The sequence below is a fragment of the Streptomyces sp. NPDC054783 genome, from assembly GCF_053611725.1.
This window is the reverse complement of record NZ_JBSHAY010000009.1, coordinates 100,045-115,281: the sequence shown is the minus strand read 5'-3', so window position 1 is coordinate 115,281 and position 15,237 is coordinate 100,045. Positions and strand designations below refer to the sequence as shown.

At 72.3% G+C, this 15,237-nt stretch carries 14 protein-coding genes, 1 tRNA gene and 1 pseudogene; 4 read left to right on the top strand and 12 right to left on the bottom strand.

All coding sequences use genetic code 11. The features are described from left to right. Positions 1-45 precede the first annotated feature (45 nt). The gene (locus ACWGJ5_RS18270; protein WP_453310686.1) at positions 46-1,230 is read left to right on the top strand and encodes a class I SAM-dependent methyltransferase; all 1,185 of its coding nucleotides are present in this window, start codon (positions 46-48) and stop codon (positions 1,228-1,230) included. Here ACWGJ5_RS18270 and ACWGJ5_RS18265 read toward each other — a convergent pair. The 5 genes and pseudogenes from ACWGJ5_RS18265 to ACWGJ5_RS18245 all read right to left on the bottom strand — a co-directional run bounded on the left by ACWGJ5_RS18265 (position 1,224) and on the right by ACWGJ5_RS18245 (position 6,274). Then, positions 1,224-2,501, bottom strand: a complete 1,278-nt coding sequence (locus ACWGJ5_RS18265) for an RNA polymerase sigma factor (protein ID WP_453310685.1) — start codon at positions 2,499-2,501, stop codon at positions 1,224-1,226. The genes ACWGJ5_RS18270 and ACWGJ5_RS18265 overlap by 7 nt on opposite strands. Before the next feature lie 42 nt (positions 2,502-2,543). Next, entirely contained in the window at positions 2,544-2,900 is a 357-nt protein-coding gene (locus ACWGJ5_RS18260) for a YciI family protein (RefSeq protein WP_453310684.1), read from the bottom strand. A 149-nt stretch (positions 2,901-3,049) separates the two neighbouring features. Next, complete coding sequence (locus tag ACWGJ5_RS18255) at positions 3,050-4,111, bottom strand: LCP family protein (RefSeq protein ID WP_453310825.1); 1,062 nt, start codon at positions 4,109-4,111, stop codon at positions 3,050-3,052. Positions 4,112-4,220: 109 nt separating this feature from the next. Then, positions 4,221-5,140: pseudogene (locus tag ACWGJ5_RS18250) on the bottom strand (endo-1,4-beta-xylanase). A 102-nt stretch (positions 5,141-5,242) separates the two neighbouring features. Further along, entirely contained in the window at positions 5,243-6,274 is a 1,032-nt protein-coding gene (locus ACWGJ5_RS18245) for a LacI family DNA-binding transcriptional regulator (protein WP_453310683.1), read from the bottom strand. Positions 6,275-6,404: 130 nt separating this feature from the next. Here ACWGJ5_RS18245 and ACWGJ5_RS18240 point away from each other — a divergent pair, with 130 nt between their 5' ends. Together ACWGJ5_RS18240 and ACWGJ5_RS18235 are read left to right on the top strand one after the other, a co-directional pair. After that, positions 6,405-8,714 (top strand): beta-xylosidase/alpha-l-arabinosidase, encoded by a 2,310-nt coding sequence (locus ACWGJ5_RS18240; RefSeq protein ID WP_453310682.1) that lies wholly within the window; start codon positions 6,405-6,407, stop codon positions 8,712-8,714. A 157-nt stretch (positions 8,715-8,871) separates the two neighbouring features. Then, complete coding sequence (locus tag ACWGJ5_RS18235) at positions 8,872-9,741, top strand: COG4705 family protein (RefSeq protein WP_453310681.1); 870 nt, start codon at positions 8,872-8,874, stop codon at positions 9,739-9,741. A 41-nt stretch (positions 9,742-9,782) separates the two neighbouring features. Here ACWGJ5_RS18235 and ACWGJ5_RS18230 read toward each other — a convergent pair. The 5 genes from ACWGJ5_RS18230 to tsaB all read right to left on the bottom strand — a co-directional run bounded on the left by ACWGJ5_RS18230 (position 9,783) and on the right by tsaB (position 12,445). Continuing rightward, positions 9,783-9,855 (bottom strand) — tRNA-Arg (locus ACWGJ5_RS18230). Positions 9,856-9,941: 86 nt separating this feature from the next. Next, a complete protein-coding gene (locus ACWGJ5_RS18225) occupies positions 9,942-10,199 on the bottom strand; it encodes a hypothetical protein (RefSeq protein WP_453310680.1) in 258 nt (85 codons plus the stop codon). Further along, positions 10,196-11,284 carry a tRNA (adenosine(37)-N6)-threonylcarbamoyltransferase complex transferase subunit TsaD gene (gene tsaD, locus ACWGJ5_RS18220; protein WP_453310679.1) on the bottom strand — a complete coding sequence of 363 codons (1,089 nt, stop codon included), beginning with the start codon at positions 11,282-11,284 and terminating at the stop codon, positions 10,196-10,198. Before tsaD ends, ACWGJ5_RS18225 begins: the two co-directional genes overlap by 4 nt. Further along, entirely contained in the window at positions 11,277-11,771 is a 495-nt protein-coding gene (gene rimI / locus ACWGJ5_RS18215) for a ribosomal protein S18-alanine N-acetyltransferase (protein WP_453310824.1), read from the bottom strand. The genes tsaD and rimI overlap by 8 nt, the downstream gene beginning before the upstream one ends. 17 nt (positions 11,772-11,788) lie before the next feature. Further along, positions 11,789-12,445, bottom strand: coding sequence for a tRNA (adenosine(37)-N6)-threonylcarbamoyltransferase complex dimerization subunit type 1 TsaB (gene tsaB, locus ACWGJ5_RS18210; protein WP_453310678.1), 657 nt, complete (start codon positions 12,443-12,445; stop codon positions 11,789-11,791). A gap of 141 nt (positions 12,446-12,586) precedes the next feature. Here tsaB and ACWGJ5_RS18205 point away from each other — a divergent pair, with 141 nt between their 5' ends. Beyond that, a complete protein-coding gene (locus ACWGJ5_RS18205) occupies positions 12,587-13,135 on the top strand; it encodes a hypothetical protein (RefSeq protein ID WP_453310677.1) in 549 nt (182 codons plus the stop codon). Between the two features lie 337 nt (positions 13,136-13,472). Here the strand turns inward: ACWGJ5_RS18205 and tsaE are convergent, their stop codons facing one another. Together tsaE and ACWGJ5_RS18195 are read right to left on the bottom strand one after the other, a co-directional pair. Next, positions 13,473-13,985, bottom strand: a complete 513-nt coding sequence (gene tsaE, locus ACWGJ5_RS18200; RefSeq protein WP_453310676.1) for a tRNA (adenosine(37)-N6)-threonylcarbamoyltransferase complex ATPase subunit type 1 TsaE — start codon at positions 13,983-13,985, stop codon at positions 13,473-13,475. Further along, complete coding sequence (locus ACWGJ5_RS18195; RefSeq protein WP_453310675.1) at positions 13,951-15,210, bottom strand: alpha/beta fold hydrolase; 1,260 nt, start codon at positions 15,208-15,210, stop codon at positions 13,951-13,953. Before ACWGJ5_RS18195 ends, tsaE begins: the two co-directional genes overlap by 35 nt. Positions 15,211-15,237 lie beyond the last annotated feature (27 nt).

The window sequence follows — 15,237 nt, the reverse complement described above, 5'->3', positions numbered from 1 at the left end:
GCCGCCGGAAGGCGCACGATCCACCGACTGGCCCACAATGACCCGGTGAACGACCTCGCTCTCCTCCTCACCCCCGAAGGCCGTGCCCTCCTCGACGAGGTCCGCGACACCGCCCCGGCCGACGAACTCGCCGTCGCCACCCGGTTGCGCCGCGACCACCCCGCCGAGCTGGTGTCGGCCGCGCTCGGCCAGGCCCGGCTGCGGCAGCGGGCGGCGGCGAAGTTCGGGGCGGCGGACGCGGGGCGGATGTTCTTCACGCCGAACGGGGTCGAGCAGTCGACCCGGACGAGTGTGGCGACGTACCGCGCGGAGCGGCTCAGGGGTCTCGGCGTGACCTCCGTGGCCGACCTGTGCTGCGGGATCGGCGGCGACGCGATCGCGTTCGCCCGGGCGGGGATCCGGGTCCTGGCCGTGGACCGCGATCCGGTGACCGCCTCCGTGGCGCGGGCGAACACCGAGGCGCTGGGGCTGGGCGAGCTGATCGAGGTGCGCGAGGCGGACGTCACCGAGGTGGACACGGGCGGCTACGACGCCGTGTTCGTGGACCCTGCCCGGCGCGGCGGGCGTGGCCGCATCTTCGACCCGGAGGCGTACTCGCCGCCCCTGTCCTGGGCTGTCGAGGCCGCCCGTACGGCACCCCGCGCGGCGCTGAAGGTGGCGCCCGGCATTCCGCACGAGGCCGTGCCCGCCGACGCCGAGGCCGAGTGGATCTCGGACGGCGGCGACGTGAAGGAGGCCGTGGTGTGGTTCGGCACCGAGCCGGGAGCGGTGCGTGCCACCCTGCTGCCCGGGCCGCGCACCCTCCTCGGCGAGGGGCTGCCCGACCCGGAGGTCCGGCCGGTGGGACACTACCTGTACGAGCCCGACGGCGCCGTGATCCGCGCCCATCTGGTCGCCGAGGTGGCGCAGCAGCTGGACGGCGGCCTGATCGACCCCACCATCGCCTACGTCACCGCCGACGAAGCGCGCCCCACCCCGTACGCCTCCGCCTACGAGATCACCGACCGACTCCCCTTCAACGTCAAGAAGTTGAAGGCCCTGCTGCGAGAGCGCGAGGTCGGCACGCTGACCGTGAAGAAGCGCGGGTCGGCCGTCGAGCCGGAGGAACTGCGCAGGAAGGTCAAGCCGCAGGGGCCGAACGCGGCGACGGTGTTCCTCACGCGGGTCGCGGGCGCACCGGCCATGCTGATCGGGGCCCCCGTGACACCGCGCCACCTGAACCCTCAGTGATCAGCGAGAGAACGGATTCTCGTCAGCAACAGCTGCCGCTCGCGTTCGTTGCGGGCCAGGCCGGCCGCTCGTGCCAGCTCCGTGCGGGCCTCCGCGGTACGGCCGAGGCGGGCGAGCAGGTCGCCGCGGACGCTGGGCAGCAGGTGGTAGTCGCGCAGGGCGGGTTCGGCGGTCAGGGCGTCCACCAGCTTCAGGCCCTCGGCCGGGCCGTCGGCCATCGACACGGCGACCGCGCGGTTCAGCTCGACCACCGGGGACGGGGCACAGGCGGCCAGCAGGCCGTACAGGGTGGCGATGGCACGCCAGTCGGTCTCCTCGTAGCGGTGGGCGTGCGCGTGGCACGCGGCGATGGCCGCCTGGAGGGCGTACGGGCCCGGGGCGCCGGTCGCCGTGGCGCCGGCCCGGTCCAGGGCGCGGATGCCGCGGGCGATGAGCATGCGGTTCCAGCGGCGGCGGTTCTGGTCCTTCAGCAGCACCGGCTCGCCGCCTGGACCGGTACGGGCGGCCGTGCGGGACGCCTGGAACTCCAGCAGCGCGGTCAGGCCGTGCACCTCCGGCTCCTTGGGCATCAGCGCGGACAGGACGCGGGCCAGGCGCAGCGCGTCCTCGCACAGGCCGGGGCGGAGCAGGTCGTCGCCGGCGGTGGCCGCGTACCCCTCGTTGAAGATCAGGTAGATGACGTCCAGGACGGAGCCGAGGCGGGCCTCGCGGTCGGGGCCGTAGGGCACCTCGAAGGCGACGTTCTGCTTCGCCAGGGTGCGTTTGGCGCGGACGATGCGCTGGGCGATCGTCGGCTCCGGGACGAGGTAGGCGCGGGCGATCTCGGCCGTGCTCAGGCCGCCGAGCAGGCGCAGGGTGAGCGCGGTGCGGGCCTCGGGCGACAACACCGGGTGGCAGGCGGTGAAGACGAGCCGGAGCAGGTCGTCGTCGATGTCGTCCGGGTCGGCGGGCCCGTCGTACGACGGCGGGGCCGACCGCGAGAGGTCCCTGCCGATCTCCTGCAGCTTGCGGGCGTAGGCCTCGCGGCGCCGGATCAGGTCGACGGCGCGGTGCCGGGCGGTCGCCATGAGCCAGGCGCCGGGGTTGCCGGGCACGCCGTCGCGGGGCCATTGCTCCAGGGCGGCGACCAGCGCGTCCTGCGCCAGCTCCTCGGCGATGCCGACGTCCCGGACGATCCGCGCGACGCCGGCGATGACCCGGGGTGACTCCAGACGGAAGACGGTCTCGATCGTGTGCGCGGCGGTGGGCGCCGCGGTGGGCTGTGGTTCCACAGCCCACCATGCAACACCGCCGTACGGCACGGCGCCAGGCACTCAGCCCTCGGCGATCTCCCGCACCTCACACGTCACGGTCCAGAAGTCCTCGTGGACCTGCAGGAACCGCTTGGCCCACTCCAGGGCCTCGGCCTTGTCCTTGCACTGCATGAGGGCGTAGCCGCCGATGGCCTCCTTGGTCTCGGTGAACGGCCCGTCGGTGACGGAGATCCTGCCGCCCTCCCAGCGCACCCGGGTGCCCTCGGCGGACGGGGTGAGCCCGGCGGTGTCGAGCATGACGCCGGCCTTGGTGACCTCCTCGATCAGCTCGCCCATCCGCTGCATCAGCTCGGGGCTGGGGCCCTCGGCAGGGGCGGAGGACTCGTCGATGCGCACGAGCGACAGGTAGCGGGGCATTGTGACTCCTTCGGTCGGGCGGCGGGGTCCGTCCCCCGCCGCTCACCCATGCGTCGAACGGGAGACACCCGGATCGACACGCTCACCGAAGATTTTTCCGGCGGATTTCTCCGGCGGGTTTCTCCGCTCTTCGTCAGGGCCGTGCCGGCTCAGCGCAGGGACGTCCACAGCTCGGTCGCCGCCGGCTCCTTCGCGATCACGCGGTTGGGGTCGGAGGGGGCGGTGACGACCGGCATCATCACCGTCGTCACATGGTCGGCCGTGAGGCCCTTCAGGCTCTGGCCGAGCCGCATCAGCTCGCTCAGGGAGTCCAGGCCGGTGTCGGTGGTGAGGCTCGCGGTGACCGCGTCGGCGACCCGGTACAGCCTGGCGGGGTCGGGGTCGGTGAGCAGGTTCGTGCCGGCCATCTGCTCCAGCAGGTCCTTGACCAGCATCTGTTGCAGCCCTATGCGGCCGAGGTCGCTGCCGTCTCCTATGCCGTGCCGGGTGCGGGCGAGCGCGAGGGCCTGCGTGCCGTCGAGGTGGTGGGGGCCGGCCTTCAGGTGCAGATGGCTCTGGTCGTCGTCGATGTCCTGCGTGGTGGTGACGTCGACCCCGCCGAGCACGTCGACCAGCTTGGCGAAGCCGGAGAAGTCGATCTCGATGTAGTGGTCCATGCGGACGTTCGTGATCGACTCGACGGTCTTCACCGCGCACACCGGCCCGCCCACCTCGTACGCGGTGTTGAACATCGCGCCGTAGGCCACCGCCGTCGCGCCGCCGGAGGCGAGCGGGCAGGACGGGCGGGTGACGAGGGTGTCGCGGGGGATGCTGACGACGGTGGCCTTCGTACGGCCCGCGTCGATGTGCACGACCATCGCCGTGTCCGAACGGGCGCCGGAGCTGTCGCCGCCGCCGAGCTCCTTGTTGGCCTTGCCGCTGCGCGAGTCCGAGCCGAGGACCAGGATGTTCAGGGAGCCGGTCGGCAGCGGGGAGGCGGAGGCCGAGCCGACCGGGGACGGGGTGGTCATCGCCGGGGCCGGCCGGTCGTCGCCGAGCGCGCTGTTGATGTCGACGCTCTTGATGTTGTGGTTGAGATGCCAGTACGCCCAGCCCACCGCGCCCGTGCCCAGCACCAGGGCGCCCGCGAGGGTGAGGCCGACGATCCTCAGCGCTCCCGACCGCCGGCCCACCCGTCTGCCTGCTTCGCCTTGCTCCTCGTCGTGCTCCATGTGTCGCGTCACGCCAGGAACGTAAGTCCGAATTATTAGGGGACTGTTAGCGCAAGCGGTGTGATTCGGTTTTCTTCGGAATTTCTCGTCCGCCGACTCGTGCGCCGACTCAGCCCAACGCCACCGTGGGTACCGGATTGCTTCCGTTCCAGGACGCGTTGAAACCGAACGTCACCGAACCGCCGTCCGGGACCGAGCCGTTGTAGGAGGCGTTGGTGCAGGACACCGCCGCGCCCGACTGGGTGCAGGTCGCGTTCCAGGCCTGCGTGATCTGCTGGCCGGCGCCGTACGTCCAGTTCACCTTCCACGAGGACAGCGAGGCCCCGGAGCAGGAGATGGTCACCTGGCCGGTGAAGCCGGTGTTCCACTGGCTGCTCACGCCGTAGGACGCCGAGCACCCTTGGGTGGACCGGGTGCCGCCCAGCGCCTCCGCGATGCCGTAGTACGCCGGCTTCGGCTGGTAGTTCTCGTCGTACGGGGTCGCCGCCCCGTAGCCGGGGAAGGTGCCCGGCACCCAGGAGTCGTCGTCGGTGAAGCCCCACACGGTGACGTTCACACAGCGGGTCACGGCCGCGCAGGCGGCCACGACCGACTTGAAGTCGGCCTTCTGCTGGGTGTGTGGTTCTGCAGCAGGCTGCCGAGCTGGGCGGAGGTCCAGCTGCCGTTCGTCAGCCAGCTGGGGTTCTGGCTGTACCAGACCAGGGTGTGGCCGCGCACCTGCTGGTGGTGGGCCTGGGCGAAGGCCACGATCTGGTCGGCCTCGGCCCAGTCGAAGCTGCCCCGGACCGGCTCGACGGTCCCCCACTTCATGGCGTTGCCGGGGGTCAGCGAGCTGAACTGGGCCCCGGCGATGTCGCCGTAGGTGCCGGTGAGCCTGGAGCCGGTGACGGCGGTGCCGATGAGCCTGCCCTTGGCGGCGGCGAGGTCACGCAAGGGGGTGTCGGCGGCGTGCGCGGCGGGTGCGGTGAAGAGCAGCGCGACGCCGGTCAGCAGGGATACGAGGGGTAAGCCGAGTCTCAGAGTTCTCATCGCGGAAGCCTCCGAAAGTTTCGGTCGAACAACCGATTGGCTTCGGAGGAGTGTGGGGGCGCCCACCCCACCCGTCAATACGTCAGCTTCCGGCCATGGTCGTCACACGGCCGCGGGCGCCGCCGTACTGCTGCGGACGACGAGGCTGGTCGCGAGCTCCACCCGGGTCGCCGCCCGGTCCTCCTGCTCGCGCCCCAGCTCCAGCACCAGCCGGGCGGCGGCCTCGGCCATCTCGGTCAGCGGCTGCCGTACGGTCGTCAGCGGCGGGCCGACCCAGCGGGCCACCGGCAGATCGTCGAAGCCGACCACGCTGAGGTCCTCCGGGATGCGCAGGCCCAGCTCACGGGCGGCCTCGTACAGGCCGAGCGCCTGCAGGTCGTTGCCCGCGAAGACGGCCGTCGGCCGGTCGGGGCGGCGCAGCAGCTGCAGGCCCAGGCGGTAGCCGGCGTCGTGGTGGAAGTCTCCGGCCACGACCAGCGAGGGGTCGACGGGCAGGCCGGCCGTCTCCAGGGCTGCGCGGTAGCCGTCGACGCGGGCCCGGCTGCACATCATCCTCGACGGGCCGCTGATCGCGCCGATCCGGGTGTGGCCGAGCTCGACCAGATGACGGGTGGCGGCGAGTCCGCCCTGCCAGTTGGTGGCGCCGATGGACGGCACGTCCGGACCCGGGTCGCCCGCCGGGTCCATCACCACGAACGGGATGGAGCGGCTGGTCAGTAGTGCCCGCTGGGACTCGTCGAGTCCGGACAGCACCAGCACCACGCCGTGCGGGCGGCGGGCGGCCACCTGGTCGGCCCAGGTGCGGCCCGGGGTGAGCCGGCCGGCCGACTCGGACAGTACGACGCTCAGCCCGGCGTCCCTCGCCACGTTCTCCACGCCCCGGATGACCTCCAGCGCCCAGGCGCTCTCCAGCTCGTGGAAGACCAGGTCGATCAGCGGGGAGCGGGACGCCTCGGCGCGGCGGCGCCGGTAGCCGTAGGCGCGCAGCAGTTCCTCGACCCGGGTGCGGGTCGCGGGGGCGACGTCGGCACGGCCGTTGAGCACCTTCGAAACAGTCGGAGCCGACACCCCGGCCTCACGGGCGATTTCGGCGAGGGTTGCCGTCTGCGTTTCTGTGGGCTTCGCGGGCTTCATGCCCGCGATCGTATCCCCGCCGCACCCCTTGACGAAGGCTTGTGCGCGCCATAGGTTCCCGGAACATTCGGTATTGTCATCGAAACATTCGGGAACATTCGTGAGCGACAGTCAGAGTGACGGGAGTTCCATGACCACCGCTCCTTGGCGCGACCCCGCCCTGCCCGCCGACGCCCGCGTGACCGACCTGCTCGCCCGGATGACCCTTCAGGAGAAGGCCGCCCAGCTGTACGGCGTGTGGGTGGGCGCCGCCACGGACGGCGACGGGGTGGCCCCCCTGCAGCGCGAGATGACCGCCGACTTCGACTGGGAGGAGCTGCTCACCCACGGCCTCGGCCAGCTGACCCGCTCCTTCGGCACCGCGCCCGTGGACCCCGCCCTCGGCGCCCGGGCGCTGGCCCGCGCCCAGCGCCGGATCGCCGCCGCCGGCCGCTTCGGCATCCCGGCCGTCGCCCACGAGGAGTGCCTGGCCGGGTTCACCGCCTGGCGCGCGACGGCGTACCCGGTGCCGCTCGCCTGGGGTGCGGCCTTCGACCCGGCGCTGGTGGAGGAGATGGGCCGCCTCATCGGCCAGGACCTGCGTGCGTGCGGCGTCCACCAGGGCCTCGCCCCCGTCCTGGACGTGGTCCGCGACCCGCGCTGGGGACGGGTGGAGGAGACGATCGGTGAGGACCCGTACCTGGTCGGCACGATCGGCACGGCCTATGTACGCGGCCTGGAGTCGGCCGGGGTCGTCGCCACGCTCAAGCACTTCGCCGGGTACGCGTCCTCGGCGGGCGCCCGGAACCTGGCGCCGGTGCGGGCGGGCGTACGGGAGTTCGCGGACGTCACGCTGCCGCCGTTCGAGATGGCCCTGCGCGAGGGCGGGGCCCGGTCGGTGATGGCGGCCTACACCGAGACCGACGGCGTGCCCGCTTCCGCGGACCCGCGCCTGCTGACCGAGCTGCTGCGCGAGGAGTGGGGCTTCACCGGCACGGTGGTCGCCGACTACTTCGGCATCGGGTTCCTCGAGACCCTGCACCGGGTCGCGGCGGACGAGGCGGAGGCGGCGCACCGGGCGATGGCCGCGGGCATCGACGTCGAGCTGCCGACCGTGAAGTGCTACGGCACCCCGCTCGTCACCGCCGTACGCGAGGGCCGTGTCCCGGAGTCCCTGGTGGACCGGGCGGCCCGGCGCGTGCTGCTGCAGAAGTGCGAGCTGGGCCTGCTGGACGCGGACTGGCGGCCGGAGCCGCAGGGCCCGGTGGACCTGGACTCGGCGGAGAACCGTGCCGTGGCCCGGCGGCTGGCCGAGGAGTCGGTGGTCCTGCTGGACAATCCCGACGGGCTGCTGCCGCTGGCCCCCGACTCCCGGATCGCGGTGGTCGGCCCGCGCGCGGCGGACGCGCTCGCCATGCTCGGCTGCTACTCCTTCCCCTCCCACGTCCTCACCCACCACCCCGACGTCCCGCTCGGCATCGAGATCCCCACGGTCCTGGACGCCCTGCGCGCCGAACTCCCGGACGCCAAGGTCACCTTCGCCGAGGGCTGCGGGGTCTCGGACCCGGACACGGCCGGCTTCGAGGAGGCGGTGGCCCGGGCGGCGGAGGCGGACGTGTGCGTGGCGGCGCTCGGCGACCGGGCGGGCCTGTTCGGCCGGGGCACCTCGGGCGAGGGCTGTGACGTGACGGATCTCCAACTGCCCGGTGCGCAAGCCGAGTTGCTGGACCGTCTGGTGGCGACGGGCGTCCCGGTGGTACTGGTCCTGCTCACCGGGCGGCCGTACGCCCTGGGCCGCTGGCACGGCCGGCTCGGCGCGGTCGTCCAGGCCTTCTTCCCCGGCGAGGAGGGGGGACCCGCGGTGGCCGGGGTGCTGTCCGGCCGGGTGAACCCCTCCGGGCGGCTCCCGGTGAGCGTGCCGCGCGTGCCCGGCGGCCAGCCCTGGACGTATCTCCAGCCTCCGCTGGGCCTGGCCGGCGAGGTCAGCAGCCTGGACCCGACCCCGCTGTACCCGTTCGGCCACGGCCGCTCGTACACGACGTTCGCCTGGGAGGACGTCCGCGCTCCCGAGGCCGAGATCGCGACGGACGGCGCGTACGAGCCCTCCCTGACCGTCCGCAACACCGGCGACCGCGCCGGCGCCGAGGTCGTCCAGCTGTATCTGCACGACCCGGTGGCGAGCGTGACCCGGCCCGACGTACGGCTGATCGGGTACCGGCGGGTGGAGCTGCCGCCGGGCGCGTCCCGCCGGCTGACCTTCCGCTTCCACGCCGACCTGTCCTCGTTCACGGACCGCACGGGGGCACGCGTGGTGGAGCCGGGAGCGCTGGAGCTGCGGCTGGCCGCGTCGAGCACGGACGTACGGCACCGGGTGCGGCTGCGGCTGGCGGGGCCGGTCCGGGCGGTCGGGTCCGAGCGGCGACTGCGGTGCGATGTGGTGGTGTCCCAGGGAACTGATTGAACCTCAGGGAGCGGGTGGCACGTATTGAGTCACGGCGGAAGCACAGTGACCGCTCTTCCGCAAGACCCCTGACACGGGCGTTCAGGATCGTTTCAGGTTGCCCCTGACAGGGTCGTTGATCACCTGACACCCCCTCACAGGAGCAACCTTGACGTCCGTGACGACCACGAAATCCGTCATGAAGAAGCTGCCCGAGGTCACCCTCGCGTTCTGGATCATGAAGATCGCGGCGACGACCCTGGGCGAGACCGCGGGCGACCTGTTCGCCCAGACGCTCAAACTCGGCTACTTCCTCACCACCATCGCTCTCTTCCTGGTCTTCGTGGTGACGCTGGTGGTCCAGCTGCGCTCTGCGCGCTACAACCCGTTCTTCTACTGGACCGTGATCCTGTCGACCTCCATGGCCGGCACCACCATGTCCGACTTCATGAACCGGGACGCCAGCGAGAAGTACCTCGCGAACGGCGCGACACGCCTCGGCTGGGGCCCGCAGGGGCTCGGCCTCGGCTATCCCGAGGGCGCCGCGATCCTGGTCTCGATCCTCTTGCTGATCTTCCTCGGCTGGAAGCTGAGCGGGATGACCTTCCAGATCACCGAGATCGTCACCTTCCGGGGCGAGGCCCTGTTCTGGTCGGCGATCCTCGTCTCCAACACCCTCGGCACCTCGATGGGCGACTTCCTGTCCGACAGCTCGGGCCTGGGCTATCTGGGCGGCGCGTCCCTGGTGACCGGCCTCCTCCTGCTCCTCGTCGCCCTGATGAGGGTCCCGGCGGTGCCGAACGTCCTGCTCTTCTGGATCGCGTTCGTGCTGACCCGCCCGCTGGGCGCCACAGCCGGTGACTTCCTGACCAAGCCGGTCGCCAAGGGCGGTCTGGACCTGGGTACGGCCGGTTCCTCGGCAGTGCTGCTCGCGGTGCTGTTCGGCCTGATGGGGTACGCGCAGGTGAAGGAACGGCGGGCCGCGGGCCACACCTTCGGGGGCCCCGAGGCGGAGGCGGTCCAGCCCGAGGAGGCCGGGCGCCGATAACGCGAAACCCCGCCTCCGGATCACCGGGGGCGGGGTTTCTGTGGAGCGCCGGGCAGGCCTTGCACCTGCATCTCCCCGCAGGAAGCGGGACGTCTTTCCTTGGACCACCAACGCACCGCGTCCGAGACGGTTCTCCGTTTCCGGGTTCCGCCCGTTCGCCGTGTGATGATCATAGCGCAGATCGGGGGGATCTTGCCAACTCAGCCGCCGGTCACCGACTCGAACCGCCAGCGGTGCACCGGGCGCGTCACCAACTCCTTCGCAGGCTCCGGCAGTTCGGGGATCCCGGCGTCGTACGGCGCGTCCCACCAGGTGATGACCAGCACCCGGTCCTGCGGCGCGCGGAAGGTCTCGCGGCGCAACGGCTCCGGGTCCAGCGGCTGTTCCCGCACCCAGGCCAGCAGTTCCTCGCCCCGGCCCTCGACGGCCCGGGCCTCCCACATCAGCGCCACGGTCACGAGTACAGGTTCTCCTTGCTGACCTCGTGCACATGGTCGTGGTCGCCGGGGACGTGCGGGTCGGTGACCGGCAGCGAGGAGTCGGCCGACAGGTCCCAGCCGGAGGCGGCCCGGTTGCGGGCGACCATCTCGGCGCCGAGCGCGGCCACCATCGCGCCGTTGTCCGTGCACAGCTTGGGGCGCGGGACGCGCAGGCGGATGCCGACCGCCTCGCAGCGCTCCTGGGCGAGGGCGCGCAGCCGGGAGTTGGCCGCGACACCGCCGCCGATCATCAGGTGGTCGACGCCCTCGTCCTTGCAGGCGCGGACGGCCTTGCGGGTCAGGACGTCCACGACGGCCTCCTGGAAGGAGGCGGCCACGTCACGGACCGGGACCTCCTCGCCGGCCGCACGCCTGGCCTCGATCCAGCGGGCCACGGCCGTCTTCAGACCGGAGAAGGAGAAGTCGTAGGCGGGGTCGCGGGGGCCGGTCAGGCCGCGCGGGAAGGCGATCGCCTCCGGGTCGCCCTCGCGCGCGTACCGGTCGATGACCGGGCCGCCCGGGAAGCCCAGGTTGAGCACCCGGGCGATCTTGTCGAAGGCCTCGCCGGCCGCGTCGTCGATGGTCGAGCCCATCGGGCGGACGTCGGCGGTGATGTCCTCCGACAGCAGCAGGGAGGAGTGGCCGCCGGAGACCAGCAGGGCCATCGTCGGCTCGGGCAGCGGGCCGTGCTCCAGCTGGTCGACGCAGATGTGCGAGGCGAGGTGGTTGACGCCGTACAGGGGCTTGCCGAGGGCGTAGGCGTACGCCTTGGCCGCCGAGACACCGACGAGCAGGGCGCCCGCGAGACCGGGACCGGCGGTCACGGCGATGCCGTCCAGGTCCCTGGCGCTCACGCCCGCCTGCTGCAGCGCGCGGTCGATGGTCGGGACCATCGCCTCCAGGTGGGCCCGGGACGCCACCTCCGGTACGACACCGCCGAAGCGGGCGTGCTCGTCCACGCTGGAGGCGACGGCGTCCGCCAGCAGGGTGGTGCCGCGGACGACGCCGACGCCGGTCTCGTCGCAAGAGGTCTCGATGCCGAGGACGAGCGGTTCGTCAGCCATTGATCTCGGTTCCTTGTACTGAAGAAGGGTCGGTCAGGCGCATGACCAGGGCGTCCACGTTGCCCGGCTGGTAGTAGCCGCGTCTGAAGCCGATGGGTTCGAAGCCGTAGCGCTCGTAGAGCTTCTGGGCGCGGACGTTGTCGACCCGGCACTCGAGCATGACCTCGGCGCACTCGAAGGCGGTGGCCGCCCTCAGCAGCTCGGTCAGCAGCCGCCCGCCGAGGCCGGTGCCCTGCAGGCCGCGGGCCACGGCGATGGTCTGGATGTCACCGACCGCGGCGGAGTCGCTGTCCGGCGCGGTACCCGCGGCGGCGAGGCCCGCGTATCCGACGATCCGGTCCTCGTCCTCCGCCACGACGTACCGCCGGGTCGCCTCGGGACCCCGCGCATGCGCCAGCTCGGACCAGAACATGCCCCGGGACCAGGCGTCCTCGGGGAACAGGTCCTTCTCCAGCTCCAGGACCGGGTCGATGTCCCACCAGCGCATCTCGCGCAGTCGTACGGTCACTTCGGGGTGACCACCTTGTAGTTCTTGGGCACCTGGGCGTCCGGGCGGCGCAGGTACAGCGGCCGGGGTGCCGGCAGCTCCTCGCCTGCGGCCAGCTTCTCCGCGGCGAGCGAGGCGAGGGCGGCGGCGGAGACGTGCTCGGGCTCGTGGGCGCTCGGGAACGTGTCCGGGTAGAGCAGCGCGCCCGCGCCCACCGCCGGCAGACCCGCGACCTGCTCGGCGATGTCGGCCGGCCGGTTCACGGCCGGGCCGGTCAGCCGGGTGCGGGAGTCGGCGTACGTCGCCCAGTAGACCTCCTTCCGCCGGGCGTCCGTCGCCACGACGAAGGGGCCCTTCTCGATGTCGGCGGCGTAGGCGAGGCCGTCCAGCGTGCACACGCCGTGGACGGGGACGCCGAGCGCCAGACCGAAGGTGTCGGCGGTCATGAGGCCGACCCGCAGGCCGGTGTAGGGGCCGGGGCCGATGCCGACGACGATGCCGGTGACGGCGTCCAGCCTGAGTCCGGCCTCGGCGAGCACACGGTCCACCGCCGGCAGCAGCAGCTCTCCGTGCCGGCGCGCGTCCACCTGACTCGACGAGGCGATGACGTCCGTGCCGTCGTGCAGCGCGACGGTGACGGCGGGTGTTGCGGTATCCAGAGCGAGCAAGAGCACGCGAACAGCCTACGGCGCCCGCGCCGCGTGCACGGCCGTCCGGGGCGGACGGTCACTGACTGCTACGGTCTGTACGAAGTACGACATATCGCATGAGACACCGTGCATGGGACACAGCGCATGAGGCAGAGGTGAGCGCACGTGGCAGGGACCAGCTCGGCAATCGTGGCCGGCCTCACCGCGGCGGCCCTCGGCGCCGTCGGCCTCCTCGCCTACCAGGCCCAGGCGAACGCACCGGCGAGCCTGAGCGGCAGGCCCGGCCCGAACGCGTCCGCCTCGGTGACCGCCAAGGCACACCGGCACAGCCCGACCGCGGTGCCGGGCGGGTCCGGTACGGGTGAACGGGTCGTGTACTCGGTGGACGACGACCGGGTCTGGCTGGTCGACGGCGGGAACCGGCTGGAGCGCAGCTTCAAGGTCGATCCCGGCACGGTCGACCCTCCGCCGGGCATGTACTGGGTGACGTCCCGGTCGAGCGCGACGACCGGCACGGACGGTGTGCCCGTCGAGCACGTGGTCCGGTTCACCAGCGTGGACGAGATCGCGATCGGGTTCAGCGCGGCTGTTGCTCCGCGGGCGGCTGCCGGCGATCCGAGCGAGCGGACGGGAGGGATCCGGGAGACGCGGGTCGACGGGGATGCGATGTGGGTGTTCGCGACGATCGGGGTGCGGGTGGTGGTGATTCGTTAGGCCGCGTTGGGGTGCCGCGAGGGGACGTCGTTCGTCTGCGGGTCCGTCGTGGCCGGTCGCGCCCGTGCGGCGGTAGCCGCATCTTCAACACCGCCGCGTGGCCCTTCGGGGTGCTCCTCAGGGGCCCGGGGCGGACGGGAGACCGCCTTCGCCGCCTCGCATGATGCCAAGAGGTCGCGCATGGACACGGCGGTGGGACCGGACTCGGTCATGGACGCCTCCTGACGTGCGGGGGCGGGCGTGGTTAGGCACGCCTAACCACGGGCTGGACACCATGTGACCACGCCCGGGACGTCCTGCGCAACATGTTGCCGACGGCCTGTCGGAATACCGGCGCTCAGGCCGTGAGCGTCTCCAGGTCCGCCTCCGCCCAGCGCTCCCCCAGCCCCGTCAGGGTGACGTGCCGTACCTCGTCCGTGGTGTCTCCGACGGCGCGGTGGATGACGACCTGGAGCCGGTCCTCGGTCAGCTCCTCGACCTTGCCCTCGCCCCACTCCACCACGATCACCGAGTCGGGCAGGTTGACTTCGAGGTCGAGGTCCTCCATCTCGTCCAGGCCGCCGCCGAGCCGGTAGGCGTCCACGTGGACCAGGGGCGGGCCGTCGCCGAGGGAGGGGTGCACCCGGGCGATCACGAAGGTCGGGGAGGTGACCGCGCCGCGCACGCCGAGCCCCTCGCCCAGACCGCGGGTCAGCGTGGTCTTGCCCGCGCCGAGCTCACCGCTGAGCATCACCAGGTCGCCCGCGCGCAACAGCTTGGCCAGCCTGCGGCCCAGCTCGCGCATCTGCTCGGGCGAGGTGATCGTCAGCCGGGTCTCAGCGGGGTCCTGCGGTGCTGCTGGTGCTTCCATAGCCCATAACCGTAGCCCCTGCGGGTACCGCACCCGCTCGGGTGAGCAGGTCGGCGAGGCGGTCGGTGACCACTTCCGGGTGTTCCAGCATCACCAGATGCCCGGCGTCCGCAACGAGGACCAGCTCGGCCTCGGGCAGCAGGTCGGCTATGGCCTCGCTGTGCTCGCTGGGCGTGACCAGGTCCCGCACGCCGGCCAGGACCAGCACCGGCATGTCCCGGAAGCAGGCGAGCGCCTCGGTCTTGTCGTGGTCGGTGAAGGCCGGGTAGAACTCGGCGACCACGTCGATCGGCGTGGACTCGATCATCCGCTCGGCGAACCGCTCGACGGCCGGGTCGACGTCCCGCCCCGCGAACGAGTAGCGCTTGATGATGCCGGCGAACAGGTCGGCGGTGGCCCGGCGCCCCTTCTCCACCAGCTCCGCCTGCTGCCCGAGCGCCTTCAGCACTCCGGGCAGGATCCTGCGCACCGCGTTGACGCCGGCGAGCGGCAGCCCGAAGTTGACCTCGCCCAGCCGCCCGGACGAGGTACCGACGAGGGCGGTGGCGACGACCCGATCCCGGATCAGCTCGGGGAACTGGGCGGCGAGCGCCATGATCGTCATTCCGCCCATCGAGTGACCGACCAGCACGATCGGGCCCTCCGGTACGGCGGCGTCGAGGACGGCCTTCAGATCGCGGCCGAGCTGGTCGATGGTGACCGGCACCCGGTCCCGGGTCTGGGCCAGGCCCCGCCCGGAGCGGCCGTGGCTGCGCTGGTCCCAGTGCACGGTGCGCACGACCCCGCGCAGGGCCGCGCGCTGGAAGTGCCAGGAGTCCTGGCTGAGGCAGTAGCCGTGGCAGAAGACGACGGTGACCGGGGCGGGGGCCTTACGGCCGAACAGCCGGCGCCGGCGCGGGGAGAGGTTCTGACCCGGGTCGGGATCGGCCTCGTCGACCTCGTAGTACAACTCGGTGCCGTCGTCGGCGATCGCCTTGCCCGGGGTGCCGCGCAGGGTGCCGTAGGGGCCCGCGGAGTCCAGCGCGAGCCGGGCCTTCCTGCGCATCCCGCGCCCCACCGTCATCCGCTCTATGGCGACGCCGGCCGCCGCACCCGCGGCGATCACGCCTATCGCGGCACCGGCGATGCCGGTCGCTTTGCGCCAGCTGCCGACCGCCCCCGCGGCGGAGGCGGCGGCCGCCGAGGCGACGACGTCCGCCACGGCCTCGGCACTGCTCTCGCTCACGTACCGCTCCTCTTCGCCGTACTGCAG

Coding starts and splice junctions, on each gene's coding strand:
- ACWGJ5_RS18260 (WP_453310684.1), bottom strand. CDS start 2,900: ATGCCCCGCTACCTGTCGCTCGTGCGCATCGACGAGTCCTCCGCCCCT.
- ACWGJ5_RS18255 (WP_453310825.1), bottom strand. CDS start 4,111: ATGGAGCACGACGAGGAGCAAGGCGAAGCAGGCAGACGGGTGGGCCGG.
- tsaD (WP_453310679.1), bottom strand. CDS start 11,284: ATGGCTGACGAACCGCTCGTCCTCGGCATCGAGACCTCTTGCGACGAG.
- ACWGJ5_RS18240 (WP_453310682.1), top strand. CDS start 6,405: ATGACCACCGCTCCTTGGCGCGACCCCGCCCTGCCCGCCGACGCCCGC.
- ACWGJ5_RS18245 (WP_453310683.1), bottom strand. CDS start 6,274: ATGAAGCCCGCGAAGCCCACAGAAACGCAGACGGCAACCCTCGCCGAA.
- rimI (WP_453310824.1), bottom strand. CDS start 11,771: ATGCGCTGGTGGGACATCGACCCGGTCCTGGAGCTGGAGAAGGACCTG.
- tsaE (WP_453310676.1), bottom strand. CDS start 13,985: ATGGAAGCACCAGCAGCACCGCAGGACCCCGCTGAGACCCGGCTGACG.